Here is a 25,431-nt window from a genome sequence, read left to right as displayed (position 1 = left end):
AGAAAGGTAGCGAGAACGGCCAGACAAGGCGAAATCAGGTGAGAAAGTGCAGTTTGAGTGATGAATGAGCATTTGAACCTGATTCCAACGCGGTATGGTCAAACGCAGTAGTTTTTCAGAGCTTCCCCTGGCCTGTGCTAGTGGTTGTGATTCTTACCCGCTTCAAGACCGGTATTGAGAACCCAGCCTTGCTTTTCATCAACCTGTACGCGCAACCAAGAGCCTTGACTGGCATTCGCCATGACCGGTGTATTTTTTTTCAGGGTGACTAATAATTGCGCCTGAGCGCCCGGCATTTTGCGCAAATTGACATTAGTCTTGGTGTATAACTTTATCGGTGTATGAAATTCGAGCAACGCGCTGTTGTCATTGACCGTTCTTTTGTGATTAGGGGTTGTTATCAAGCTGATCAATTGTTTGGCCTGCGCTATATAATTCATGGCAGAGGCGTATTGATCTTTTGCATAGAGCATGGAAGCCGCTTCCACCAAATGCTTCGCTTGAATTTGCAGCACTTGATCCGCTGCAGGAACTTTGGTTTGCTTCAGGTTTGCGAGCGCTACTTCGGTTTCCGCGATGGCAGAGGCCGTGCCGGGTTTGGTTGCAAGCCTGTGCAATTTTACCTGTGTCCGGGTGGCTTCCTTATTGACTTCCTTTAGTGCGAGTGCTTGATTTTGCTGGCGTATTTGCTGATTCTTGATCAGCTCGTCTTTTTCCGCGAGCAGTTTTTTCAAGTGGGCGATTTCCTTTCTCAAATTTTCTTCCTGCGACGATTGTATCGGCATCGTTTCGATAACCGGGGCGGGCACTTGCTCCTGGGCAGCGCATCCGGCAAGAATCAGAGCGATCGTGATGAGGATCAACCGGTGCAATAACAGGCGGGGACCTTTTAACATGCATCGTGATGTCATCCGGAACGGAAATTGCACTGTCTTATTGCTCTGCCACCCTGATTTATTCAGCATATTATTTTCCCGGTAGTTTTTATGGCTGTATCTGTATCGATACCTCTTGCACAAATCTAATATTGCGGTTGTTTTAACTCATCCATGGAGAAAGTAAGATTTTTCGTTAATTTGCCATGACTGGTAAAGCAATCGCTTATTCCTGGAGAGAAATGAGCCAAAATTAAGTGTACCCAAGAATCGGCCGGTTTTCCAGGTATTCGGCAATAGCGGAATAAAGCGATTCGCAGTAGGCATTTTTATCATTTCAAAATACAATGCGGCTATGACAGGATGAGGACAAATGATCACCTGTTTTATTGCGGGAAGCTTCTAAGGAAACTCGGAAAAAGGTGGCGAGTGACGGCCAGGCAAAGCGAAATCAGGTGAAAAAGCGTAGCTTGCAAGTGGACAATGCGCATTTTGAGTCTGATTTCAATGCCGTATGATCGGCGCAGTAGTTTTTCAGAGCTTTACCAAGTTCATTCCTTGTAGGGAGACGACATGTATCAGCGAATAATATTGCCGGTGGACGGTAGTCCGACATCCGAGCGCGCATTGGATGAAGCGATCAAATTTGCGCAGCAGCAGAATGCACAAGTGGAGGTCGTGCATGTTCTCGAGGATATTTGGTATTTTGATAGCGAAAATTATCTGAATTACGCTGAACTGGTCGATGCCATGAAAGGCAGCGGCAAGAAAATACTCGCACAAGCGCAAACGAAACTGCAGCAAGCTGGAGTGACGGTTGAGACAAAATTGCTGGAAGCGCATGGTGGGCGAATTGCCAACGCCATTACGGCCGAAGCGAAGAATAATCAGGCGGATTTGATTATGATCGGTACGCACGGCCGGTCCGGTGTCAGCCATATGTTGCTCGGCAGTGTTGCGGAAGGCGTGGTGCGCACTGCGCATATTCCGGTACTGCTGATTCGTGGCGGTTGATGAGTTACAAAAAGCTACATGCGGAAATTGAATCGTAGCGTCTTTCAGTCAAGAAAATCGGATTATGGAAAATTATGAGACATTGTTAACGACGATCGCTCTGATGATGGGAGTTTCCTGGGCGAGCGGCATCAATCTGTACGCGGTTTTGCTGGTGCTGGGCTGGGGCGGTTCAACCGGTCATATCGATTTGCCCTCGGAGCTGGCGGTTCTGGAGGATCCGCTGGTGATCGGCGCCGCTGCAGTCATGTATTTCATCGAGTTTTTTATCGACAAAATACCGGGAATGGATTCCGTATGGGATTCCATTCAAACGTTTGTTCGCATTCCAGCCGGTGCCATGCTGGCCGCCGGCGCCGTGGGCGATGTGACGCCGGCGCTGGAGATTGCAGCGGGCATTTTGGGCGGCGGCATGGCGGCAACGAGTCATGTGACCAAGACGGGTACGCGACTGCTGATCAATACGTCGCCGGAACCTTTTACCAATTGGTCGGCCTCGCTCACGGGCGATTTCCTGGTATTTTCAGGGATGTGGACTGCGTTAAAACACCCGGAAGTTTTTCTGGTGTTATTGGTTGTTTTTTTGGGGCTGGCCATTTGGTTGCTGCCTAAGTTATGGCGTTTGATAAAAGCACTGTTTGCTAAAATAGGCCGATTTCTCGGTTTGGTAAAAACCGAGCCGGAAGCGCCCAATCAATCGGATATGCCTATACCGGGGATGAATTATAACGGGTTATCGACGCTGGAACGGCTGCAAAAACTGCGCGATCAGGGGACTCTGACGGAACAGGAATTTGAGCGGCAGAAAGAGAGAATCCTGAAAGAAAGCAATCATTGAACCGATCCGGTTGAGCGGTGTGACTCATAGAAAGTATGTTTCCTGATGCAAAACCGTATGCCGCCCCGCTGGGATATTTTTTGCACGGTTGTCGATAATTTCGGCGACATTGGGGTTTGCTGGCGGTTGGCAAAACAGCTGACGCAGGATCACCATCAAATCGTACGGTTGTGGATCGATGATTTGATGTCTTTTTCCCGTATTGCGCCGGATGTGAATTCCGGCATGCAGCGGCAAAGCGTGCTGGGAATTGAAATCTGTCTCTGGCGGCCGGTGTTTCCGGAGGTTGAACCGGCTGACGTGGTGATAGAAACATTTGCCTGCGAATTGCCGGGTGCTTACATTACTGCAATGCTGCGCAGGAAAAAGCAACCGGTTTGGATCAATCTGGAATACCTCAGTGCCGAGCCTTGGGTAGTGCAATACCATGGCCTGCCTTCACCGCATCCGCGCTTTTCTTTAACCAAAACATTTTTCTTTCCGGGATTTGTACCTGGTACCGGTGGATTGTTGCGGGAAAAGCATTTGATGGCACAGCGGGAAGCGTTTGATGCTGCGGCAGAACAGGTATTTTTGCAGCGAAAAGGCATACTGGGGCGCCGCTCCGATGAGATACGCATGTCATTGTTTTGTTACGATACTGCGCCGCTTGAAAAGCTGGTGCAAATATTGTCCGAGTCTTCGGCACCGGTTCTGTTGATCGTGCCGCAAGGCAATGCGGCCGATCGCATTGCAACCTCATTGGGTCATGCAGTGCGGATAAACGGATTGTTTAAACAGCAACAATTAACCGTGCAGATCATTCCATTCCTGGAGCAAACCGATTATGACCGGTTGCTGTGGAGCTGCGATATTAATTTTGTGCGTGGCGAAGATTCCTTCGTACGCGCGCAGTGGGCTATCAATCCGTTTATTTGGAATATTTATCCGCAAGCGGAAGAAGCGCATTGGAAAAAGCTGGATGCTTTTCTTGCGCTCTATACGGCCGGTATGCCGGTGGAAGTCGTGGCCGCAGTGCGAGACCTTTGGGTTTGCTGGAACGGAGGGAATGAAATGAATAATACGGTCTGGCTGAACTTCCTGGGTTTACGCGAGTCTCTGACGCAGTGTAATAAAAAATGGGTTTTACAGCTAACCGGACAAATCGATCTTGCATCCAATCTGGTGCAATATGCTGAAAATCGGCTATAATTCCGCCCTTTTGAATCTGATGCTGGCGACTGTAGAAACAACATCGACTTCGCTTTAACTTAACTTTGGAATTGATAAAGATATGAAAACCGCAATGGAACTCCGCTCAGGTAACGTCGTGATGGTCGGTAATGACCCGATGGTTGTGCAGCGGGCAGAATTCACCAAATCTGGCCGTAACGCATCGGTGGTTAAAATGAAACTGAAAAATTTGTTTTCCAGTACCACGACAGAGACGGTTTACAAGGCGGATGAGAAATTCGATTTGGTCGTTCTCGATAGAAAGGACTGTACCTATAGCTACTTCGCCGATCCGCTCTATGTTTTCATGGATGCTGACTATAATCAGGTGGAAGTGGAAGCGGACAATATGCAGGATGTTCTGAATTACCTAATCGATGGTATGGAGGATGTTTGTCAGGTAACGTTCTATGATGGCAAAGCGATTTCTGTTGAACTACCCAATACGATCGTGCGTGAGGTTGAATATACCGAGCCTGCAGTGCGGGGCGATACGACCGGAAAAATCATGAAACCGGCCAAACTGGTGGGAAGCGGTTTTGAAATCCAGGTGGCGGCCTTCGTGGAAATCGGCGACAAAATTGAAATTGATCCGCACAACAACGAATTCAGAAAACGCGTTTGATCACTGTTTGGATGCGCCAATAAAAAAGGTGGCTCATGCCACCTTTTTTATTGATGTATTTATTAGATCGCGACAACCTGAATGTCGGGTTCAATGGTTTTTAGCATATTCTCGATTCCTCGCAGTGTGCCGGATATCGAACTGGGACACGTGCCGCATGCACCTTGATAGTGGATGTGCAGAATGTTGCCTTCCAATCCCAGGATATGCAGATCGCCGCCATCGTGCTGCAGATAAGGGCGTACTTCTTCATCCAGCAGGACATTGATTTTTTCCAAGCGCACTTGATCTTCCGGACTGAGATTAGCCAGCTCGTTGTTGGCTGCAGCGACCGTTTCAGCGGATTGCGCGGTGGCGGCCGGTGCTGCGCGGATAGGATCGGCGATCTCGCGCGCCAGATCCTGCCAATTGGCTTCTCCGTCTTGCGTGACGGTGATCCATTGGTCGATATAGAAAACATTGGTGACATGATCGATGTCGAATAATGCAGCAGCCAACGGATCATCCTTGGCGGCTTCGGCATTGTCGTACGAGCGTGCAACGCCCCACGTCAGAGGCTCCTTGAGGATGAACTTCAAGGCGTTTTTGTTCGGTGTACCTTCAATATCAGCAATTTTCGGCATTTTGATTTTTCGTAATATTGAATCCTGCGGTTAATCGGTGCAACGATCTCGAGCGGCAATACGGAATCGAGTCAACATGGCTGCGAGTCGGATGCTGAGTGTTAAGCTGTCAAACTATGCGTTATCCGGCATCGGCGGAGCAGATTCGGTGCTTTCGGTCGATGCGCTGGTGATTGAATTCAATGCGGCGTGCAACGTATGCCAGGGCAAAATGGCGCATTTGACGCGTGTCGGCAAATCCCGTATACCGGAAAAAACTGTCAACCGGCCCAGGTGATTCGGTTGGCTGATGTCCAGCTTTCCGGTCGCCAATTCGCGAAACTCATGAATCAATGTTTCCGCATCGGCACGGGATTTTCCCTTGACCGCGGATGTCATCATCGAAGCGGATGCTTTGCAGATGGCACAGGACTCACCCTGGAAAGCAATGTTGTTGATCTGATCATTGTCCAGTTGCAGCGTAATATCCAGGCGATCGCCGCATAACGGATTATGTCCGACGGCATGGTGATTGGCATGATCCAGCTTGCCGTAGTTGCGCGGCTTACGGTTATGGTCAAGGATGACTTCTTGATACAGTGAATTCGTATGCATCATAAAAAAATCTTTTGTACGGTTTTAATGCCGGTAACCAAGGCGTCGACTTCTGTTTTTTTATTGTAAAAAGCAAATGAAGCACGCGAAGTAGCCGGCACATTGAAGCGTTGCATGATGGGCTGCGCGCAATGATGGCCGGTGCGAACGGCAATGCCGTCCTGATTCAGAATGGTACCGACGTCATGCGGGTGGACTCCATCGATGGTAAAAGAGATGACCGCTGTTTTTTTTTCGGCTGTGCCAATGATTCTGACACCCGGCATTTCGCTGAGGCGCTTGGTTGCATATTCAAGCAAGTCGAATTCGTAAGCAGCGATGCGCTCGATTCCAATGGCGGTCAAATACTCGACCGCAGCGCCGAAACCTATCGCAGCCGCAATGGGCGGCGTACCGGCCTCGAATTTATGCGGAATGGTATTGTAAGTCGTCTTTTCAAACGTCACGGAGGAAATCATATCGCCGCCACCTTTAAAAGGCTGCATCGCTTCGAGCAGAGTTGCTTTGCCATAAAGAATGCCGACCCCGGTCGGGCCGCAAAGTTTGTGCGCGGAAAAAGCGTAAAAGTCACAATCGAGCGCTTGCACATCAATGGGAATATGCGGCGCTGCCTGAGCACCGTCGATCAGCACCGGCACACTGTGGCGATGTGCAAAATCGATCATGCCTTTGATCGGATTAATCGTACCGAGCGCATTGGATACGTGGATTAGGCCGACGAATTTGGTACGTTCATTGAATAGTTTTTCGTACTCGTCAACTTCAAGTTCGCCTTTGTCATTGATCGGCACCACACGGATTTTTGCGCCTTTTTCCTCTGCAAGCATTTGCCAAGGGACGATGTTGGAATGGTGTTCCAGCGTCGTCAGGATGATTTCATCGCCTGCCTTGATAAATTTCCGCCCGTAACCGTGCATGACCAGATTGATGGAATCAGTCGTGCCGCTGGTGAAGATGACTTCCCGGTCTTCACGGGCATTGATGAACTGCTGTAACTTGCAGCGTGCGTTGTGATACTCCAGCGTGGCAACTTCGGACAGATAATGAACAGCACGGTTGATATTGGCGTGCTGCGTCGTTTGATACCGCACCAGCCGGTCGATAACCTGCTGCGGCATTTGACTCGAAGCCGCATTATCGAGGTAGATCAGCGGCTTGCCGTCTATTTTGAGTTGCAGAATCGGAAAGTCGGCACGAATCCTTTCCCAATCAAAGCTGGAGGAAATTTCGGGTTTCAAAGAAGTATTGGCTGAATTCATAGTGAGTTGCTTTGCGTTTGATCGAGAACCGCTTGCTCAAGTTGCTGGCGCAGCGATGTTACCGGAATGCGGCTGATGATTTCAGCGCCAAACGCATAAGTTAATAAATTGCGTGCAGCTTTTTCTGACAAACCGCGGCTGCGCAGATAAAAAATTTCTTCCTGATCGAGCTGTCCGACCGTGGCGCCATGCGAACATTTAACGTCGTCGGCAAAAATCTCCAGTTGCGGCTTGGTGTCCACTTGCGCTGTTTTACTCAGCAGCAAGTTACGACTGGACTGCGACGAATTGGTACGCTGCGCATGAGGGCGTACGATGATTTTTCCATTAAATACCGCGTGTGCCGTATCATCGGCAATGCATTTATGCTGCTGATGGCTCGTGCCGTTCGGTTTGCTGTGATCGATGCAAGTATGAGTATCCGCCAGCTGGTGATCCGAAATCACAGCCAGTCCGTCAACAACGCACTCGGCCGCTTCATCGGTTAAACGGACATCCAGGTTATAACGCGATATGCGCGATCCCAGCGCAATGCTGATCGATTGATAATTGCTGGCATGGGCGAGCGATACCGCGCAGTTGGCCAAATGAAAAGCTTGCGTGCTCTCACGTTGTAGCCGGATATGCTGGGCATGAGCATTGGCAGCCAGGCTGATCTCGGTGATCGTGTTGGTAATGTAGGCAGCTTTTCCCAGTGCTGCATAATCTTCAATCAACGTGACCCGACTGCCGCTTTCTCCGATCAACAAACAGCGCGGATAATGAGTAACCTCGCTTTGTGTCGCGATGAACAGTACGTGAATAGGTTCGGCGACGGCGGTGTTTTTAGGTGCAATAATTACCGCGCCATCACGCAAGAAAGCGGTATTCAATGCGGTAAACACGTTGTTGTCAAATCGCGCATACTGGCCCAGATGAGATTCCAGGACTGACGCATGCGTGGATAAGAGCTCGGGCAAGTTGCCTATCGTGAAATCAGGATTGGTGATGACCGATAATTGCCGGGAAAAATGACCATCAACAAATACCAGGCGGTTTTTCACCTCATCCAGAAATAAATGCTGAATGTCCTGAATGTGCAGATTCGGATCCGGTTGCGACGGACGGTAGGGCAGGCGGGCGAGCGGTGAAATGTCCGTGAAACGCCATTCCTCATCGCGCTTGGTCGGTAATTTTTGTGTGCTGACCCGATCAATGGCTTGCGCCCGTAATTGATTCAACCAAGAGAGCGGCTCGGCAGGTTTTGCCTGCCAGGATTTCAGCAGGCACTCGAGGTAATCCGGATGGGTTGCTTCGCTCATGCGCGAACCCCAGCCATCGCTTGCTGCTTATTGGCGCTGATCCAATCATAGCCGCGTGTTTCCAATTCCAGCGCGAGTTCTTTGCCGCCGGTCATGACGATACGGCCTGCCTGCATGACATGCACGAAATCGGGCACGATATAGTCCAACAGGCGTTGATAATGGGTTACCAGAATCGTGGCATTGTCCTTATGGGTGATCCGGTTGACACCGTTGGCGACGATTTTGAGTGCATCGATATCGAGACCCGAATCGGTTTCGTCGAGTATGCTCAGCTTAGGTTCCAGTAATGCCATTTGGAGGATTTCGTTACGTTTTTTCTCACCGCCGGAAAAACCTTCATTGACGCTGCGATCCAGAAAATCAGGCTTCATTTCCAGTAATTTCATTTTCTCGCGCACAAAGTCATCGAACTCGAGCGGATCGAGCTCTTCTTTGCCGCGTTGCGCTTGCACGGTATTGTAAGCAAGGCGTAGAAATTGCGTGTTGGCGACCCCCGGAATTTCGATGGGATACTGGAAAGCGAGAAATAGCCCAGCGCGGGCGCGCTCTTCGGGCGGTAATTCCAGCAAATTTTCACCTTCAAATTGAATGGTTCCACCGGTCACTTCATAGGCAGAATGGCCGGCCAGCACCTTGGCAAAAGTGCTTTTCCCCGAGCCGTTTAAACCCATGATGGCGTGGATTTCCCCACTTTTGACCGTCAGATCGATACCTTTCAGAATCTCTGTGCCATTGATGCTGGCGCGCAATCCCTGAACCGAAAGAATAGTTGGACTGTTTTCAATAATCATCCGACACTTCCCTCCAGTTTGAAGCTTAGGAGCTTGGTGGCTTCAACGGCAAATTCCATCGGCAGTTGCTGGAATACGTCTTTACAAAAACCGTTGATGATCATCGAAACAGCTTCTTCCGCGCCGATGCCGCGTTGCGAGAAATAAAAAAGCTGATCTTCGCCGATCTTGGAGGTGGAAGCTTCGTGCTCAACCGTGGCGCTATTATTGTGCACTTGTATATAGGGAAAAGTATGCGCGCCGCATTGATCGCCGATCAGCATGGAATCGCACTGCGAATAGTTACGAGCGCCTTCCGCCATCGGGGCGATACGCACCAGCCCGCGGTAGCTGCTGTTTGAGTGACCTGCGGTAATGCCTTTGCTGACGATGGTGCTGCGCGTATTTTTTCCGATGTGAATCATTTTGGTGCCGGTATCCGCTTGCTGGTAATTGTTGGTGACAGCTACGGAATAAAACTCACCGACCGAGTTGTCGCCGCGTAAAATGCACGACGGATATTTCCAAGTGATGGCAGAGCCGGTTTCCACTTGTGTCCAGGAGATACGGGAATTGGCGCCTTTTGCCAGTCCCCGCTTGGTGACAAAATTGTAGATGCCGCCGATACCTTTCTCATCACCGGCATACCAGTTTTGCACTGTCGAATATTTGATATCCGCATTGTCCAGTGCAATCAACTCAACAACGGCTGCATGCAATTGATTGGTGTCGAAGCGCGGTGCAGTGCAGCCTTCGAGATAGGAGACGGAAGCGCCTTCTTCGGCGATGATCAGGGTTCTTTCAAATTGCCCGGATCCTTCGGTATTAATGCGGAAATACGTGGACAAATCCATCGGGCATTTGACGCCTTTCGGAATGAAGCAGAAAGAGCCGTCGGTAAATACCGCGGAATTCAAGGCTGCGAAATAGTTATCGCCGATCGGAACGACAGTACCCAAGTATTTTTGCACAAGCTCCGGGTGCGTATGCACCGCCTCGGAAATAGAGCAGAAAATGATGCCTACTTCCGCAAGTTTTTGCTTGTAAGTCGTAGCAACCGAAACGCTATCGAAAATAACATCAACCGCCACTCCGGCCAATGCTGCGCGTTCGTGCATCGGTACCCCGAGCTTTTCAAATGTGCGTAACAATTCGGGATCGACTTCATCCATGCTGGCCAGCTTTTTCTTCGGTTTTGGCGCTGAATAGTAGCTGATGGCCTGAAAATCAATTTTAGGGTAATGAACATTCTGCCATTCAGGTTCGGTCATAGTCAGCCATTTTTGATAGGCTTGCAGACGGAATGACAAAAGCCACTCGGGTTCATCTTTCTTGGCCGATATTAACCGGATGATGTCTTCATTCAGTCCTTTGGGTGCAATATCGGACTCAATATCAGTGACGAAGCCATGCTTATACGGTTGATTAACCAGACTTTGCAATACGGCACTCATTTGGTTTTCTTCCTTCTTTATTAATATCTTTTATTTATGTTTAAACTGGCAACTTAATAAAATCTTGTATTGCCGAGCGTCTGGTTAGGTAAATTTCTTCAACAAAATACACCATTGAAGTCGCTATTGATTAAAGCTTAGCAGCTTCTTTTATACTAAAGCTGTCACCGCAACCGCATGTATTGTCAATATTCGGATTGATAAATTTGAAAGAGCAATTGAGACCATCCTTGGTGAAATCAATTTGAGAACCATCGAGATATGGCAGGCTACTCGTATCTACAACAATTTTTGCCTCATGGGACTCAAATAATTGATCATTTGATGTGATCTCGTCTGCATAATCGAAAGTATAAGAAAATCCCGAACATCCGGACTTCTTGATTCCGACACGCAACGCAAAACCTTTTCCGCGCTTTGAAAGTTGCTGTCGGATATGTCTTGCGGCATTTTCAGTTAAGGTAATGGACATAACAATTCAATCTTCTCAATTTGGATAAAATCAATATGCGCTGCTTTTTTATTTATTCTGTGGTGCTGTCAGGCTTTAAATACAAGCAAAGCAACTAAAAATTCGACACAGATTAAATTAAAATGTTCTATGAATTACTGTGATTTCCTGGCAAATTGAGCCATTTTAACCAACAAATATCCGATTTATGCAACGGTCGATTCACGCATATCGCGCATGTCACGCATATCAAGCAGTGGGACAATGGTTTCATTTTGCCGATCTATCTGATTGTCGACCAGTTCTTTCAAGGTTACCGCGCCAAGATATTCAAAAATAAGTTCGTTAAGCTTCGCCCATAGGTCATGCGTCATACATTTGCTGTCATTATGGCAATTTTCTTTACCGCCACATTGAGTGGCATCAATGGGCTCATCAACAGCAAGAATGATGTCGGCTATTGATACTTTGTCAAGATCTTTTGCAAGACAGTAACCGCCTCCGGGGCCGCGTACACTATCCACTAGTTCGGATTGGCGTAATTTTGCGAATAATTGCTCCAAATATGACAGTGAAATTTTTTGTCGCTGGCTAATATCCGCAAGTGTGACGGGATGGTTGCTTTTTTGTAATGCAAGATCCAACAATGCAGTTACTGCAAATCTTCCTTTCGTTGTTAATCTCATGATTGACTCCTTTTAAGAATCGAGTGGGTTGTTCTTATCAATGTAGTGCTTTTTCAAATAATACCTGATTAATATAGTCAACTATACAATACCCGATTGATTTGGTCAACTATAAATCTTCTAGTTAGCAATTTAAATAAATCATTTTATGATATATCCAAATTAATCAATACTATGGAGAGTATTTTGGAGAATGCTGAATGAATAAATTTGTTATTTGAAAAGACTACAAACAAGACTAATTTGGCTATAATCATCAAGCTTTAAAATGGCTTGAAGAACGTAAGAGAAGGTTTGAGATTTAGATAATCAGTTTTTTAGTATTTGAATAGTTTTGTATTTTTAAATTATTAACATTTGCAGAAGGGGAAAGGAATATGAGTATGGAAAGTGAGTTTAGGATGAGATTCGGGGGCTTTTGGAACTCCCTCATTTTACTCTTTGTAATTATTGTATGTCTCCGCTTTTCGAGTCTTGAATTCGCGGATGAGAACTTAACAAAAAGAGTCTTTTGTGCTCTGCATTTATTTTTGGGATGTATTGCTACAGGTGTATTGCTGGGTATATTAAGAATATTTTTGGCATTTTCCAATCAAACTTATACACGCGCACCGGCATCGGCAAATTTCGCTCGAGGTCTTAAGTATGGGATTGTAGCCGGCGGTTTAATGATACTGATTGTTGGTACCTTGCAACTGAATAATTTCCTGGGGGTATTCCAACCTATGGTAAACGGATTGCTGACAAAATTAACCGCTATTTTTGTATAGACCATAAAAATAGAGGGTCAGGTAAAACGACTGACCCTCATTTGTTTGCTTTTGGCACACCCAGAAGATTTTTTGTCGCAATTGAGCGGCGCGTTCTTGGGGCTAATAAGCATTATTTTTTTTGATGACGACGCTGATGGTTTTGAAGATGATCCAGAGGTCGAGCCAGATGGACCAGTTTTTGAGATAGTAGAGGTCGTGCTCGATGCGCGCTTTCATTTTTTCCAGCACATCGGTTTCACCGCGCCAGCCGTTGACCTGAGCCCAACCAGTGATGCCGGGTTTGGCCATATGACGCAGCATATAGCCCTTGATCAGCTTGCGATAGAGTTCGTTATGCGCCACCGCGTGCGGACGCGGGCCGACGATGCTCATTTTGCCCTCCAGCACATTGAAGAATTGCGGCAGTTCGTCCAATGACGTGCGGCGCAGGAAGCCACCGATTTTGGTCAAGCGTTGATCGTTCTGCTTGGCCTGCTGAATAGTGGCACCATCCTCGGTGACCGTCATGGAGCGGAATTTATACACGATGATCTCCTCGCCGTTGAGGCCGTAGCGGCGCTGCTTGAAGATCACCGGGCCGGGCGATGTAACTTTCACCGCCAAGGCGATGCACGCCATCAAAGGCGATAGCAAAATGATAATCAGCAGAGCCAGTACAAAGTCGCTGACACTTTTCACCACACCATCCACACCGACAAAAGGCGATTCGTTCATAGCCACGACCGGTACATCGCCAATGTACTCGAAGCGCGCCTGCATCAAATCGAAGATATAAATATCGGGCAGGAAATAGATCGATGACGTGGTATCCGGCAACTCATCCATCAGTTTCTGAATGCGCGGCTGAGACGACATCGGCAAACTGATGAAAACCATCTCGGTATTATGCTTCTGGATGTAGGGCACGACATCATCCAGTCCTCCTAAGCGCGAGCCGAAATCATCCGGCCGGGTGATCGCCGCTGCCGCAGCAGGATCAACCGGCTCTTCCGTTTGCGCACCGAAGTTGCCGGCGATGCGCGAACTGCTGCGCTCATCGAAGAAGCCTTGATAACTGACCAATAAAAAGGGCAGCTCGGCAATATGCCGGATGAACGACAAGCTGTTTTCATTGGCGCCGATCACGATCGCCGAGCGTAGCTTGCCTTTGTTATACAGATTGGTGACGATGCTGCGCACCGTGAGATGGCTTGCAATCAGCATGAGCGGTGTGGCGATAAACCAGGTCAGCAGAACTTGTTTGGAAAACTGATTGTAAAATTTAGTGGCATAACCGAGAAATACCAAAATAGCGACAATCACCAGCCAACCCATCACCGTATCGCGCATATAGGCAAGCAAGCGGCCCTTGCGCCAATTGCGGTAAATGAGGATGCGCTCGTAAATATAAGTGGAAATAAAGAAGGTGATGATGACCAGCACCAGATAGTAACTGGTGAAGTCTTCATCGTATAACCAAGCGGTCAGGATCAGCATGCTCCAGATGATGAACGGGTCGAGCAAGTGCTTGAAAAAAGCTACGATAGGTAAATCGTTGACTGTCATCGTTTTCCGTAAGTATATTGCAGATTGATATTGGCACCGTTGGCATTAAATCCGCCCAAAGGGTTATTGGTCTGCAAATCGTTATGATAGGCCGAAGCGATGACCTGTAAACCAGGATAAGGGGCGTATATGAGTTTTACCGTGGCATTGCGAAGCGTATTGTGCGTACCGATCGGTAGAAATGAATCGGTAAAAATTGAAAAACGGTCAAATTTCAGATGCTGATAGGAAAAATCTCCCTCGAGTCTTACTTTTCTGGTGATGTCCCAATGGGGAATAATGCTGACACCGGTATTCAAGCTGAAGCTGGCGGTAAGCATCAGCATAGCCGCAGTTTCACGCCACCCGGTAACCGAGACGCCGACCTTGTCGGTAGGTTGCCACTGATAGACCATACGGGCATTGAATCCGCTAAAGTCACGCGTTTTAAAGCTTGCATTGGTGCGCTCCACCCATCCGCCGGTTCCGTAGAGGCGAGATTTTGCGGTCACCACCCAGTTGACTTTAGCCAACGCTTCCATCTGGTTATAGCTATTGTCCGTGGACGAACCATCCGCCGCCAGAACGCGCACCGGGAAATCGCCGATGGTATCGCGAAAGAGTATCCCCACGGTATTTCTGCCTGACGTTATGAAATCGATGCCGCCTTCAAAGCGGTTTTCGATACGATTCAGGAAGCGCAACGTGGGACTATTCGAACTGAGATCGTAATGGGTATAGCTGCCATTCAAGCGCCAGCTGGGATGAAGACTCCATGTCGCATTTAAAAACTCGGTTTGCTCGGTTCTGACATTTTTAACACCTGGCTGAAACACGAACGGCGCTAGTGATTGTACATAGCTTGCACCCATGTTGCCTTCCAAGCGGTTGCCGAGAAACCACTGCCAACTGCCGTTGAAGCTTTTCAGATTGTTGTTCATTTGGTTGAATTTCTCAAACCGGGTATGAGTCCAGTTTAAATTCGCATTGAACCGTTGCCGCCCGATTTCTTTTTCTAACAGTACTCCGCCGGTAAAACGCTGGGAAATATCAAAAAGATTATTCGTGCCCAGTAGCGGCAGGGGATTCGTTCCATCGCGTATACGCAATATGTTGTCATCGGCGGTCAAGCTGTAACTACCATAAGGCTGTATCAATTTGCCAAACAGCGCAGCAGATGCGGTGTGGCTGAAAAGCAGCAGTAAAACACCCGCGGAAATCAGTATCCGCAACCGGATGAGTCGTGAAAGGCAGTGCGCGATGCGGGTAATAGACTGAGTGATGCGAGTAAATGTAACTTCCATGAATTGATGTTTCATTAACTTGAGATTCTCAGAGTTTCCAGTAGACAAAGATCAAGATATTTGACAGAACCTGTGTTTTCCATAACATGTTCTCATAAAATTATTTTTAACAACACTTTTTCCACCGGAAAACATACTTTTTTTACCCCTTTAATACCCTTAGTCGTTATTTTTAACAAGTAGGATTAGAATTTCCTGCAGCTTAGGGATACCGATTGGCAATACACGTTATAAGGCTGATTATGTATAAGCCTATAAGCTCGACGGAATAGAGAAGCGGAAAGAAAAGGAATTGTTTGTCAGCGCAGCTAATATAAAGGATGTTGTTACTGACGGTGCCATGAAATAGATAAGATATTTACCGTCTATTTCTATGATGCACGGTCTGGTTCTTTCATCACAATAACATTGCCGGAATTGACAGAGTTCTATTTTCAAAGACACAATCCGGTATACTTAAAACTTATCATTATTTTTATTGGTTAAATTATGAGTGAATATCTTTTTACTTCTGAGTCTGTTTCTGAAGGGCATCCTGATAAGGTCGCCGATCAGATTTCTGATGCTGTATTGGATGCGATCCTGAGTCAAGATGCTAATGCACGGGTTGCGTGCGAAACGCTGTGCAGTACTGGGTTGATTGTATTATCGGGTGAAATTACGACCCATGCATCGGTTGATTACAACATTATTGCACGTGAGACGGTCAAGAATATCGGTTACACCAGTTCGAATATCGGTTTTGATTCTACGACTTGTGCTGTTTTGACGGCATTCAATAAGCAATCGCCTGATATTGCACAAGGTGTCAACCGTTCCAAAGAGGAAGAAATGGATCAAGGAGCAGGTGACCAAGGGTTGATGTTCGGTTATGCGTGCGATGAAACGCCGCAGTTAATGCCTATGCCGATCTTTTATGCGCACCGCCTGGTTGAGCGGCAAGCGGAGTTGAGAAAAAAAGGTCAGTTGCCTTGGTTGCGTCCCGATGCCAAATCGCAGGTTTCGGTGCGCTATCAGAATGGTAAACCACAGCAAATCGAGACAGTCGTAATTTCCACACAGCATGATCCTGATATTTCCCATGCTGCATTGACCGAAGCGGTAATTGAAGAAGTCATCAAGCCGGTATTGCCTTCCGCGATGATCAGCAATCGTATTCAATATCTGGTCAATCCAACCGGGCGGTTTGTGGTCGGTGGTCCGATGGGTGATTGCGGTTTGACCGGCCGTAAAATCATCGTCGATAGCTACGGTGGCGCGGCGCATCATGGCGGCGGCGCATTTTCGGGTAAAGATCCTTCCAAGGTGGATCGGTCTGCGACCTATGCCGGACGCTATGTGGCAAAAAATATCGTGGCTGCGGGAATCGCCAGCAGATGTGAAGTGCAAGTTGCTTACGCCATTGGTGTCGCGCGTCCTGTTTCGCTGATGGTCAATACATTTGGCACCGGCAAAATTGCCGATGAAAAGATCGTGCAATTGATCGAGAAACATTTTGATTTACGCCCTCGAGGCATTATTCATGCACTAAACCTGTTGCGTCCTATTTATGCCAAAACAGCAGCATATGGTCATTTTGGACGCGAGCTTCCGGAATTTACCTGGGAAGCGACCGATAAGGCTGCACAATTGCGTGCGGATGCCGGCCTCTAAATTTTTAGAGATCTTTGCCGACATCAAAACCTTTAATTGATTTTCCCCTATGGTGAGGAGCGCTGCAGCGGCTGGTTCCGTGAGGCTCAGCATAGGCGGGTATTGTCACAACGGCGCTCGTTCATACTAAGGAGAAGTTTATGAACGCTGTGCTTAGCCCCAACTTTAACGACTACAAAGTTGCCGATATTTCATTGGCGGAATGGGGACGTAAGGAAATCGCCATCGCGGAAACGGAAATGCCGGGTTTGATGGCATTACGTAAGGAATATGCCAGCCAAAAACCGTTGGCGGGTGCGCGCATTGCCGGTTCTTTGCATATGACGATTCAAACGGCTGTACTGATTGAAACGCTGGTTACCCTTGGCGCCGAAGTTCGCTGGGCTTCCTGCAATATATTTTCCACACAGGATCATGCAGCTGCGGCAATCGCTGCCAGAAACATCCCGGTATTCGCCTATAAAGGTGAATCTCTCGAGGATTACTGGGAATACGCGCATCGGATTTTTGAATGGACGGCTGGCGGACAATCGGTCGGCGCCAATATGATTCTGGACGATGGCGGAGACGCGACATTATTGTTGATTCTGGGCACAAAGGCCGAGAAAAATCCTGCGATTATTGCTAATCCGAGCAATGAGGAAGAAACCGCATTATTTGCCTCCATCAAAAAGAAATTGGCATCCGAGCCCGGCTGGTATTCAAAAAATCTGGCCCGGATACGCGGTGTAACCGAGGAAACTACGACCGGCGTGCATCGTTTGTATGAAATGCAAAAAAATGGCGAGTTGCCGTTCCCCGCTTTCAACGTCAACGATTCCGTCACCAAATCAAAGTTTGATAATCTGTACGGTTGCAGGGAATCGCTGGTCGATGGCATCAAGCGCGCCACGGACGTCATGATTGCCGGAAAAATCGCTGTGGTTTGCGGTTATGGCGATGTCGGTAAGGGCTGTGCGCAGTCATTGCGCGGTCTGGGAGCTACCGTCTGGATCACGGAAATCGATCCCATTTGCGCCTTGCAGGCGGCAATGGAAGGCTATCGCGTGGTCACGATGGACGATGCTTGCAGTCAAGCGGATATTTTCGTTACCGCAACCGGTAATCTGCGTGTCATTACGCATGATCACATGCTGAACATGAAAGACCAGGCGATTGTTTGCAATATCGGCCACTTCGACTCCGAGATCGATATCGCATCGATACAAAAATACTCATGGGAAAATATCAAACCGCAAGTGGATCATGTCATATTCCCGACCGGACGCCGCATCATCGTGCTGGCGCAAGGCCGGTTGGTGAATTTAGGATGTGCTACCGGTCATCCTTCCTTTGTCATGTCCAGTTCGTTTACCAATCAAGTATTGGCGCAAATGGAATTGTGGCAGAACGGCGCAAGCTATCAGAAGAACGTCTATGTATTGCCGAAACATCTGGATGAAAAAGTGGCGCGCTTGCACCTTGGCAAATTGGGTGTGAAACTCACTGAATTGACCGATGAGCAGGCAAACTACCTGGGATTGAGCAAGAACGGTCCGTTTAAACCGCAAATGTATCGCTATTGATCGTCTTTCTTCTTTCCTGGAAGAATCGGTGTGAGTCGTCCACTCTGCCGGTTCTTCCAACAGAAAACACTGATTAATATTGGTGTGGTCACGATGTCAATCCGATCAATTCTGCATCTATAGAACTTGCTACGATGGAATCACAAAAAAAATTTTCCCCTACCTTCAGTTTTGAACTTTTTCCACCGCAAACACCGGAAGGTGTTGAGAAACTGCGGTTAACACGCCAGCAACTGGCGCGATTCAATCCCAAATTTTTTTCAGTGACCTTCGGTGCCGGGGGGTCGACGCGCGAGCGGACGCTTGAGACTGTGCTGGAGATTCAAACGGAAGGTCATGTCGTCGCGCCGCATCTTTCCTGCATCGGTTCAACGCAAGAGAATATTCGCGCCATTCTGGAAAAGTATCATCAGGCCGGGATTCGCCATATCGTTGCATTACGCGGCGATTTGCCTTCCGGGATGGCGCAAGCCGGCGAGTTTCGTTACGCCAGTGAACTGGTGGCTTTTATCCGGCAGGAATATGGAACTTCTTTTCATATCGAGGTGGCGGCTTATCCGGAATATCATCCGCAGGCACGGTCTGCACAATCGGATTTCGAGAATTTCAAACGTAAAATCGAAACCGGTGCGAGTTCGGCGATTACCCAGTATTTCTACAATGCCGATGCTTATTTTCATTTTGTCGAATTGTGCGAAGCAGCCGGTTTGAATATTCCTGTTGTTCCGGGCATCATGCCGATTAATAAATTCTCGCAATTGGTACGGTTTTCGGATACCTGTGGAGCAGAAATTCCGCGCTGGATCCGTAAGAAACTGGAAAGTTTTGGCGACGATAGCCAGTCCATTCAGGCTTTTGGATTGGATATCGTTACCGATTTATGTGAGCGGTTATTACAAGCAGGTGCGCCCGGATTGCATTTTTATACACTGAACTCCGCCAACCTTACTTCTATAATTTGGCAACGGCTCAATCTCCAGAGCAATAGCAATTAATATACATCCTATTGTTTTATTTTCTATTTAAATCGAATAGAACGATACGGTCACGAAATGATCCGGTGCAGGTTTTTGACAGGAGAATCATTAAACCGGAATGATCTTTTTCCTGATTTCCTCAGCCAGTATATAATGCGCATCAATATTCTGATTAAAATAAAAAAGCACGAGGTTGGGGATGACTGAGAAAGAAGCTGTTTCGGATAAATCTGCTCCTGCAGTACCGGCTGCGGAGGCGGCGGGCGCGGATGTTTCAATCATGGATGCCTGTATCGCACATGCCAAAGAAGTCAAAGCTACGCAACTTGAGCTCATCAAGAGCAAGGGCTATGACTTTGCGCCTGAATTCAGAGACATGACGATTCAACTTTATTTGCTGGGTGTCATGTGGAAATTCGCAGAGAACATGGGAAGTGCTGACGATGCACGCGAGCTGGCGTTCGCGGCTTTAGGTCAATTATTCGTTCAAGAGCACATGCCCAAACAAAAAGTGGCCAAGCGTATCGAGTTCCTGAAGAAGATGTCTAAAATCGAAGAGGATCATCATGCTTTAGCTGTTGCAATCGGTTATGAATCAGAACCGGGTGATAACAGTCTGGCGGAAGTATTTGATCACTATGTCGATGATATGCAGGTTTCGGGTGCTTTCTGGCGATTGTATGATCGCGGCAGAAAGATCATGTTGTATGGCGGTTTACTAGTTGCTTTTATCGTCATTTGGTTTGTTACGTTGTTCATGCCGGGAAACAGCACGATCGCGGTACTTGCTGCCGGACTCATTTCCGCCGCGCTTTTTGTCATACCGGTATTCCTGATTGGTATTTTCATTTATCGCACAAAAATAAAAAAGGCCAAACAGGCAGGGTAATTCTGTTCATGTATTCAAGATGCTGGAATCTATCCGGTATATAGTGAAAATTCAAATTGACCGATCAACTGGCTGTTAGTGTAAAAATGAGCGCTCAAATTATTGATGGCAAAAAGTTGGCCGAATCGGTGCGCGCCGAATGGAAAGCGCGCGCGGAAAAACTGACGCAATCGGGTACGAAACCCGGTTTGGCGGTCATTATTGTGGGTGATAATGCGGCGTCCAGTCTGTATGTCAGAAATAAAATCAGAGCTTGCAGCGAGATCGGTATCTACTCTGAAGTGCATAGCTTTCAGCAAAATGCATCACAGCAGGAGGTGTTGGATTGCATTCAGGCGCTCAACGCCAACCCGCATATTCATGGCATTCTGGTGCAATTGCCGTTGCCATCGCACTTTGAGAATAACCGGGTGATCACATCCATCGCCATTGAGAAGGACGTGGATGGTTTTCATCTGTATAACGTCGGTGCATTGGTTACCGGCAATACGATATTTTCTCCATGTACGCCATTTGGTGTCATGACGATACTGGAAAGGAATCAAATCCCAATCGAGGGTCAGCATGCGGTTGTAGTCGGGCGCAGTAACATTGTGGGTAAACCAATGGCATTCATGCTCTTGGAACAAGGCGCGACGGTTACCATTTGCACTTCGAAAACGCGCAATTTGCAGCAATTTACCCGGAATGCGGATATTCTGGTAGTGGCAACAGGAAAGTCGCACATGATCACGGCGGAGATGGTAAAACCCGGCGCAGTTGTCATCGATGTGGGTATTAATCGACTGCCGGATGGAAAGCTCTGCGGTGATGTCGATTACGCGACTGTTAAAGAGGTGGCGGGCTATATCACGCCGGTTCCGGGAGGTGTCGGGCCGATGACCATTACCATGTTGTTATGTAATACTATTCTGGCTGCGGAACGTACCCAAGCCGGTATAAAATAGGGTACCCGTTAATTTGATGAGTGTATGTGCGTATGGAACAGCAACCGGATATTGATCCGCAGGAAACGCAAGAATGGCTGGATGCGCTCGATTCGGTTATTGCCAATGCCGGTGGCGAGCGCGCGCATTTTCTTCTGGAAAAACTGATAGAGAAAGCTCGCCGCTCCGGAGCTTACCTGCCTTATAGCGCCACGACGGCGTATATCAACACCATACCGCCGGGCAAGGAAGAGCATCTGCCGGGCAATACCGCAATCGAACACCGGATTCGTTCGTATGTGCGTTGGAATGCCATGGCCATGGTATTACGTGCCAACAAAAATACCAATGTCGGCGGTCACATCGCCAGCTTTGCGTCAGCCGCAACGCTCTATGATGTGGGTTACAACCATTTCTGGCACGCACCGTGCGAAACACATGGCGGCGATCTGGTTTACCTGCAAGGACATTCTTCACCGGGCGCTTACGCGTATGCTTTTCTATCCGGTGAATTGAGTGAAGCGCAAGTGAATAATTTTCGCCAGGAGGCGGGCGGTAATGGTTTGCCGTCGTATCCGCATCCCTGGTTGATGCCGACTTTCTGGCAATTTCCGACGGTTTCAATGGGGCTTGGGCCGTTGATGGCGATTTATCAGGCGCGCTTCATGAAATATCTGGGCAGCCGTGGCATGGTCAATACCGACGGCCGTAAGATCTGGGCCTTCATGGGCGACGGTGAAATGGATGAACCTGAATCACTCGGTGCCATCTCATTGGCGTCGCGCGAGAAACTCGATAATCTGATTTTTGTGGTGAATTGCAATCTGCAACGCCTGGATGGTCCGGTACGTGGCAACGGCAAAATTATTCAAGAACTGGAAGGCGCGTTTCGCGGTGCCGGCTGGAATGTCGTCAAGGTAATTTGGGGGTCATACTGGGATCCGTTATTGGCGAAGGACACCAAGGGGTTATTGCAGAAACGCATGATGGAGTGTGTGGACGGCGAATACCAGAACTTTAAGGCCCGAGACGGTGCGTATGTGCGCGAACACTTTTTCGGTAAATACCCGGAGCTGCTGGAAATGGTCGCCAATATGTCGGATGACGATATCTGGCGGTTAAACCGCGGCGGACATGATCCTTATAAAGTCTACGCGGCGTATGCTGCGGCGGTAAAGCATACCGGGCAACCGACTGTGATTTTGGCGAAAACGATCAAAGGGTACGGTATGGGCGAAGCGGGCGAAGCGCAGAATATCACCCATCAGCAGAAAAAAATGGGAACGACCTCATTAAAAGCTTTCCGTAATCGTTTCGGCTTGGATGTTCCCGATGACAAAATCGAGGACATTCCCTATCTGACTTTTACCGAAGATTCAGCGGAATTGAAGTATCTGCGGGAACGCCGGACGGCCTTGGGCGGCACTTTTCACCGGCGTAAAACCAGCGCACAAGCACTACAAGTGCCGCCTTTGTCCGCTTTTCAGGCTTTGCTGAAGGTTAGCGGTGAAGGTCACGAATCATCCACCACCATGGCATTTGTGCGGATTTTGAATATCCTGGTGAAAGACAAGCAAATCGGTAAGCATATCGTGCCGATTGTCGCCGACGAATCGCGTACCTTCGGCATGGAAGGGATGTTCCGGCAACTGGGTATCTGGTCATCGGTCGGACAATTGTATACCCCGCAGGATGCGGAGCAGTTGATGTATTACAAGGAAGATAAGCACGGCCAGATTCTGCAGGAGGGCATTTGCGAAGCCGGTGCCATGTCGTCCTGGATCGCGGCGGCGACTTCTTACAGTACGCACGGTATTCAAATGATCCCGTTTTTTATTTTTTACTCCATGTTCGGTTTTCAGCGCATTGGTGATTTGGCGTGGGCGGCCGGCGACATGCGCTGTCGCGGTTTTTTGCTAGGCGGAACGGCGGGGCGCACGACATTGAACGGCGAAGGGTTGCAGCACGAAGACGGGCATAGTCATGTTGTGGCGTCGACAATCCCCAATTGCGTTTCATACGACCCGGCATTTGCCTATGAATTGGCGGTCATTATTCAAGATGGCCTGCGCCGCATGTATCAGGAGCAGGAAGATATCTATTATTACATCACGGTGATGAATGAAAACTACTCACACCCTGAAATGCCGGCCGGTGCCGAAAAGGATATCTTGAAAGGAATGTATTTATTCAGTGAAGCAAGCGCGGGTGAAAATGAGCCGCACGTGCAATTGCTGGGGGCCGGAACCATCCTGCGCGAGGTTATTGCGGCAGCGGCAATACTGAAACAAGAATACGGCGTGAGCGCGGATGTTTGGAGTGTCACCAGTTTCAACGAATTGCGGCGTGAAGCTTTGGCTGTTACCCGCTGGAACATGTTGCATCCGGAGCAGCCGGCAAAAACATCGCATGTGGAGAACTGTTTCAAAGGACGGCAAGGTCCCGTTGTTGCTGCGACCGATTATATGAAGATTTATGCGGATCAGATCCGTGAGTTTGTTCCCGGACGGTATCGTGTGCTCGGTACCGATGGTTTCGGCCGTTCCGATACGCGTCAGAAGTTGCGCCGCTTCTTTGAAGTCGATCGCTACTATATTACCGTGGCGGCACTCAAGACGTTATCGGAGGAAGGGAAAGTCGGCGCGCAACAAGTCGCCCAAGCCATTGAGAAATACGGTATCGATCCGGAAAAACCCAACCCGGCGATCAGTTAAACCGCTGAGGTGCGTTAGAATGAACGATCACATTATTTTTCCCTATCGAAGCACTGCGAGGAAAGCTTGTGGCTGAATTAAAAAAGGTGCTCATTCCGGATATCGGTGATTTCAAAGATGTACCGGTCATCGAAGTGCTGATAAAGGCGGGTGACAAGGTGAAGGCCGAAGACTCGCTGATTACGTTGGAATCCGACAAAGCGACTATCGAAATCCCGTCACCTTATTCCGGTTCGATCAAGGAGGTACTGGTCAAAGCCGGTGACAAAGTATCGGAAGGCACTGCAATTCTGACTCTGGAGATTTCGGGCCATACGCCGCCTGAAACACCTGCGCAGATTCCGCAGACTGCGGTTGCTGCAAAGGAAGTAGCGGCGCAGGAGGTGGCGGCTGAAATCAAGCCGGTTGCGAATCAGCCGACGCCAAATTTGCCCCAGCCAGCATTGCCCGCAAGCAATGCTTCACCCAAAGCGCATGCCAGTCCGTCGATTCGCCGTTTTGCCCGGGAACTCGGTGTCAATCTTGAATTGATTACCGGCAGCGGCCCGAAGCACCGCATTCTCAAAGAAGATGTGCAAGCTTTTGTAAAAGCCGAATTATCAAAGTTAAGCGGTACCGGTACGGGTGCAGCGCTGAATCTGTTGCCGTGGCCGCAAGTGAATTTTGCCAAGTTCGGTCCGGTTGAGTTGAGGTCGTTGACGCGCATCAAGCAAATTTCCGCCGCGAATCTGCATCGCAATTGGGTGATGATTCCGCATGTGACGCAGTTTGACGAAGCCGATATTACCGACTTGGAAGCATTGCGAAAAGAATCCAACGAAGGCGGAAAAGAAAATAAAGTGAAATTGACGCTTTTGGCCTTTTTAATGAAAGCGTTGATTGCATCTTTGAAAAAATTTCCGGAATTCAATGCTTCACTCGACAATAATTCCGGTGGCGAAACGAATCTGGTCATCAAACATTATTACCATATCGGGTTTGCCGTCGATACCGCGAATGGATTGGTTGTGCCCGTCATCCGGGATGTCGATCAGAAGGGGATCATTACCATTGCCGAGGAATTGACAAGGCTGTCTGCATTGGCGCGCGAAAGTAAGCTGAAGCCCACCGATATGCAGGGTGCAAGCTTCACTATTTCCAGTCTGGGGGGAATCGGCGGAACGGCTTTTACACCGATCATCAATGCACCGGAGGTAGCCATTCTGGGTGTTTCAAAAGCCGGTATCAAGCCGGTTTATCGCGATAATCAATTTGTACCGCGTTTAATGCTCCCGCTATCATTGTCGTATGACCATCGTGTTATCGACGGTGCGACGGCAGCCCGCTTTACCACGCATCTGTCGGAAGTGTTGACGGATATGCGCCTTGCGCTGTTATGACTGGTAGTATCAGTTTCCATCT

At 48.4% G+C, this 25,431-nt stretch carries 23 protein-coding genes and 1 riboswitch; of the genes, 12 read left to right on the top strand and 11 right to left on the bottom strand.

What is annotated here, in order from left to right:
• Positions 1–137: 137 nt before the first annotated feature.
• Positions 138–965, bottom strand: coding sequence for an SH3 domain-containing protein (locus HRU78_08915; GenBank protein ID QOJ23758.1), 828 nt, complete (start codon positions 963–965; stop codon positions 138–140).
• Positions 966–1,448: 483 nt separating this feature from the next.
• On the opposite strand from HRU78_08915, the gene HRU78_08910 reads away from it, so the two are divergent.
• From HRU78_08910 to HRU78_08895, 4 genes are all read left to right on the top strand, one after another.
• Positions 1,449–1,889, top strand: a complete 441-nt coding sequence (locus tag HRU78_08910; GenBank protein QOJ23757.1) for a universal stress protein — start codon at positions 1,449–1,451, stop codon at positions 1,887–1,889.
• A 64-nt stretch (positions 1,890–1,953) separates the two neighbouring features.
• Positions 1,954–2,727 carry a DUF4126 family protein gene (locus tag HRU78_08905; protein QOJ23756.1) on the top strand — a complete coding sequence of 258 codons (774 nt, stop codon included), beginning with the start codon at positions 1,954–1,956 and terminating at the stop codon, positions 2,725–2,727.
• A gap of 57 nt (positions 2,728–2,784) precedes the next feature.
• Entirely contained in the window at positions 2,785–3,918 is a 1,134-nt protein-coding gene (gene earP / locus HRU78_08900; GenBank protein QOJ24988.1) for an elongation factor P maturation arginine rhamnosyltransferase EarP, read from the top strand.
• Between the two features lie 82 nt (positions 3,919–4,000).
• Complete coding sequence (locus tag HRU78_08895; protein ID QOJ23755.1) at positions 4,001–4,564, top strand: elongation factor P; 564 nt, start codon at positions 4,001–4,003, stop codon at positions 4,562–4,564.
• Positions 4,565–4,626: 62 nt separating this feature from the next.
• Here HRU78_08895 and HRU78_08890 read toward each other — a convergent pair whose 3' ends face one another.
• The 8 genes from HRU78_08890 to iscR all read right to left on the bottom strand — a co-directional run bounded on the left by HRU78_08890 (position 4,627) and on the right by iscR (position 11,705).
• Positions 4,627–5,187 (bottom strand): NifU family protein, encoded by a 561-nt coding sequence (locus HRU78_08890; protein ID QOJ23754.1) that lies wholly within the window; start codon positions 5,185–5,187, stop codon positions 4,627–4,629.
• A gap of 114 nt (positions 5,188–5,301) precedes the next feature.
• Complete coding sequence (locus HRU78_08885) at positions 5,302–5,781, bottom strand: SUF system NifU family Fe-S cluster assembly protein (protein ID QOJ24987.1); 480 nt, start codon at positions 5,779–5,781, stop codon at positions 5,302–5,304.
• Positions 5,781–7,040 carry a cysteine desulfurase gene (locus HRU78_08880; GenBank protein ID QOJ23753.1) on the bottom strand — a complete coding sequence of 420 codons (1,260 nt, stop codon included), beginning with the start codon at positions 7,038–7,040 and terminating at the stop codon, positions 5,781–5,783. The genes HRU78_08885 and HRU78_08880 overlap by 1 nt, the downstream gene beginning before the upstream one ends.
• On the bottom strand, positions 7,037–8,341 hold the full coding sequence (gene sufD, locus HRU78_08875) for a Fe-S cluster assembly protein SufD (protein ID QOJ23752.1): 1,305 nt from the start codon (positions 8,339–8,341) through the stop codon (positions 7,037–7,039). The genes HRU78_08880 and sufD overlap by 4 nt, the downstream gene beginning before the upstream one ends.
• Positions 8,338–9,135 carry a Fe-S cluster assembly ATPase SufC gene (sufC, locus tag HRU78_08870; GenBank protein ID QOJ23751.1) on the bottom strand — a complete coding sequence of 266 codons (798 nt, stop codon included), beginning with the start codon at positions 9,133–9,135 and terminating at the stop codon, positions 8,338–8,340. Before sufC ends, sufD begins: the two co-directional genes overlap by 4 nt.
• A complete protein-coding gene (sufB, locus tag HRU78_08865; GenBank protein ID QOJ23750.1) occupies positions 9,132–10,568 on the bottom strand; it encodes a Fe-S cluster assembly protein SufB in 1,437 nt (478 codons plus the stop codon). Before sufB ends, sufC begins: the two co-directional genes overlap by 4 nt.
• Positions 10,569–10,698: 130 nt before the next feature.
• Positions 10,699–11,040, bottom strand: a complete 342-nt coding sequence (locus HRU78_08860; GenBank protein ID QOJ23749.1) for an iron-sulfur cluster assembly accessory protein — start codon at positions 11,038–11,040, stop codon at positions 10,699–10,701.
• A gap of 185 nt (positions 11,041–11,225) precedes the next feature.
• Complete coding sequence (gene iscR / locus HRU78_08855; GenBank protein ID QOJ23748.1) at positions 11,226–11,705, bottom strand: Fe-S cluster assembly transcriptional regulator IscR; 480 nt, start codon at positions 11,703–11,705, stop codon at positions 11,226–11,228.
• A 377-nt stretch (positions 11,706–12,082) separates the two neighbouring features.
• On the opposite strand from iscR, the gene HRU78_08850 reads away from it, so the two are divergent.
• Positions 12,083–12,475, top strand: a complete 393-nt coding sequence (locus HRU78_08850; GenBank protein ID QOJ23747.1) for a hypothetical protein — start codon at positions 12,083–12,085, stop codon at positions 12,473–12,475.
• Between the two features lie 102 nt (positions 12,476–12,577).
• On the opposite strand, the gene HRU78_08845 is transcribed toward HRU78_08850, so the two are convergent.
• Positions 12,578–14,023, bottom strand: coding sequence for an undecaprenyl-phosphate glucose phosphotransferase (locus HRU78_08845; protein ID QOJ23746.1), 1,446 nt, complete (start codon positions 14,021–14,023; stop codon positions 12,578–12,580).
• Positions 14,020–15,321: a hypothetical protein gene (locus HRU78_08840; protein QOJ23745.1), complete on the bottom strand. Its 1,302-nt coding sequence runs from the start codon at positions 15,319–15,321 to the stop codon at positions 14,020–14,022. Before HRU78_08840 ends, HRU78_08845 begins: the two co-directional genes overlap by 4 nt.
• A gap of 474 nt (positions 15,322–15,795) precedes the next feature.
• Between HRU78_08840 and HRU78_08835 the strand changes: the two genes are divergently transcribed.
• The 7 genes from HRU78_08835 (at position 15,796) to aceF (ending at position 25,409) form a co-directional block, all read left to right on the top strand.
• Positions 15,796–16,959 carry a methionine adenosyltransferase gene (locus tag HRU78_08835; GenBank protein ID QOJ23744.1) on the top strand — a complete coding sequence of 388 codons (1,164 nt, stop codon included), beginning with the start codon at positions 15,796–15,798 and terminating at the stop codon, positions 16,957–16,959.
• A 48-nt stretch (positions 16,960–17,007) separates the two neighbouring features.
• A riboswitch (S-adenosyl-L-homocysteine riboswitch) is annotated at positions 17,008–17,085 on the top strand.
• Between the two features lie 14 nt (positions 17,086–17,099).
• Positions 17,100–18,524: an adenosylhomocysteinase gene (locus tag HRU78_08830; GenBank protein ID QOJ23743.1), complete on the top strand. Its 1,425-nt coding sequence runs from the start codon at positions 17,100–17,102 to the stop codon at positions 18,522–18,524.
• A gap of 134 nt (positions 18,525–18,658) precedes the next feature.
• Positions 18,659–19,519, top strand: coding sequence for a methylenetetrahydrofolate reductase [NAD(P)H] (metF, locus tag HRU78_08825; protein ID QOJ23742.1), 861 nt, complete (start codon positions 18,659–18,661; stop codon positions 19,517–19,519).
• Positions 19,520–19,700: 181 nt separating this feature from the next.
• Positions 19,701–20,390 carry a hypothetical protein gene (locus HRU78_08820; protein ID QOJ23741.1) on the top strand — a complete coding sequence of 230 codons (690 nt, stop codon included), beginning with the start codon at positions 19,701–19,703 and terminating at the stop codon, positions 20,388–20,390.
• 86 nt (positions 20,391–20,476) lie between these two features.
• Positions 20,477–21,337, top strand: a complete 861-nt coding sequence (folD, locus tag HRU78_08815) for a bifunctional methylenetetrahydrofolate dehydrogenase/methenyltetrahydrofolate cyclohydrolase FolD (GenBank protein QOJ23740.1) — start codon at positions 20,477–20,479, stop codon at positions 21,335–21,337.
• A gap of 32 nt (positions 21,338–21,369) precedes the next feature.
• A complete protein-coding gene (aceE, locus tag HRU78_08810) occupies positions 21,370–24,030 on the top strand; it encodes a pyruvate dehydrogenase (acetyl-transferring), homodimeric type (protein QOJ24986.1) in 2,661 nt (886 codons plus the stop codon).
• A 68-nt stretch (positions 24,031–24,098) separates the two neighbouring features.
• The gene (gene aceF / locus HRU78_08805; protein QOJ23739.1) at positions 24,099–25,409 is read left to right on the top strand and encodes a dihydrolipoyllysine-residue acetyltransferase; all 1,311 of its coding nucleotides are present in this window, start codon (positions 24,099–24,101) and stop codon (positions 25,407–25,409) included.
• The last annotated feature ends 22 nt before the right edge of the window (positions 25,410–25,431 follow it).

The organism is Gammaproteobacteria bacterium (assembly GCA_015709635.1).
Taxonomy (GTDB): Bacteria; Pseudomonadota; Gammaproteobacteria; order Burkholderiales; family Nitrosomonadaceae; genus Nitrosomonas.
Note: the sequence above shows the minus strand (reverse complement) of the source record. Positions and strands in the feature narration are given on the sequence as shown.

Excerpts from the sequence above, each read along its gene's own strand:
- HRU78_08915 (QOJ23758.1), bottom strand. The coding sequence starts at position 965 with ATGCTGAATAAATCAGGGTGGCAGAGCAATAAGACAGTGCAATTTCCG.
- HRU78_08910 (QOJ23757.1), top strand. The coding sequence starts at position 1,449 with ATGTATCAGCGAATAATATTGCCGGTGGACGGTAGTCCGACATCCGAG.
- HRU78_08905 (QOJ23756.1), top strand. The coding sequence starts at position 1,954 with ATGGAAAATTATGAGACATTGTTAACGACGATCGCTCTGATGATGGGA.
- earP (QOJ24988.1), top strand. The coding sequence starts at position 2,785 with ATGCCGCCCCGCTGGGATATTTTTTGCACGGTTGTCGATAATTTCGGC.
- HRU78_08895 (QOJ23755.1), top strand. The coding sequence starts at position 4,001 with ATGAAAACCGCAATGGAACTCCGCTCAGGTAACGTCGTGATGGTCGGT.
- HRU78_08890 (QOJ23754.1), bottom strand. The coding sequence starts at position 5,187 with ATGCCGAAAATTGCTGATATTGAAGGTACACCGAACAAAAACGCCTTG.
- HRU78_08885 (QOJ24987.1), bottom strand. The coding sequence starts at position 5,781 with ATGCATACGAATTCACTGTATCAAGAAGTCATCCTTGACCATAACCGT.
- HRU78_08880 (QOJ23753.1), bottom strand. The coding sequence starts at position 7,040 with ATGAATTCAGCCAATACTTCTTTGAAACCCGAAATTTCCTCCAGCTTT.
- sufD (QOJ23752.1), bottom strand. The coding sequence starts at position 8,341 with ATGAGCGAAGCAACCCATCCGGATTACCTCGAGTGCCTGCTGAAATCC.
- sufC (QOJ23751.1), bottom strand. The coding sequence starts at position 9,135 with ATGATTATTGAAAACAGTCCAACTATTCTTTCGGTTCAGGGATTGCGC.
- sufB (QOJ23750.1), bottom strand. The coding sequence starts at position 10,568 with ATGAGTGCCGTATTGCAAAGTCTGGTTAATCAACCGTATAAGCATGGC.
- HRU78_08860 (QOJ23749.1), bottom strand. The coding sequence starts at position 11,040 with ATGTCCATTACCTTAACTGAAAATGCCGCAAGACATATCCGACAGCAA.
- iscR (QOJ23748.1), bottom strand. The coding sequence starts at position 11,705 with ATGAGATTAACAACGAAAGGAAGATTTGCAGTAACTGCATTGTTGGAT.
- HRU78_08850 (QOJ23747.1), top strand. The coding sequence starts at position 12,083 with ATGAGTATGGAAAGTGAGTTTAGGATGAGATTCGGGGGCTTTTGGAAC.
- HRU78_08845 (QOJ23746.1), bottom strand. The coding sequence starts at position 14,023 with ATGACAGTCAACGATTTACCTATCGTAGCTTTTTTCAAGCACTTGCTC.
- HRU78_08840 (QOJ23745.1), bottom strand. The coding sequence starts at position 15,321 with ATGAAACATCAATTCATGGAAGTTACATTTACTCGCATCACTCAGTCT.
- HRU78_08835 (QOJ23744.1), top strand. The coding sequence starts at position 15,796 with ATGAGTGAATATCTTTTTACTTCTGAGTCTGTTTCTGAAGGGCATCCT.
- HRU78_08830 (QOJ23743.1), top strand. The coding sequence starts at position 17,100 with ATGAACGCTGTGCTTAGCCCCAACTTTAACGACTACAAAGTTGCCGAT.
- metF (QOJ23742.1), top strand. The coding sequence starts at position 18,659 with ATGGAATCACAAAAAAAATTTTCCCCTACCTTCAGTTTTGAACTTTTT.
- HRU78_08820 (QOJ23741.1), top strand. The coding sequence starts at position 19,701 with ATGACTGAGAAAGAAGCTGTTTCGGATAAATCTGCTCCTGCAGTACCG.
- folD (QOJ23740.1), top strand. The coding sequence starts at position 20,477 with ATGAGCGCTCAAATTATTGATGGCAAAAAGTTGGCCGAATCGGTGCGC.
- aceE (QOJ24986.1), top strand. The coding sequence starts at position 21,370 with ATGGAACAGCAACCGGATATTGATCCGCAGGAAACGCAAGAATGGCTG.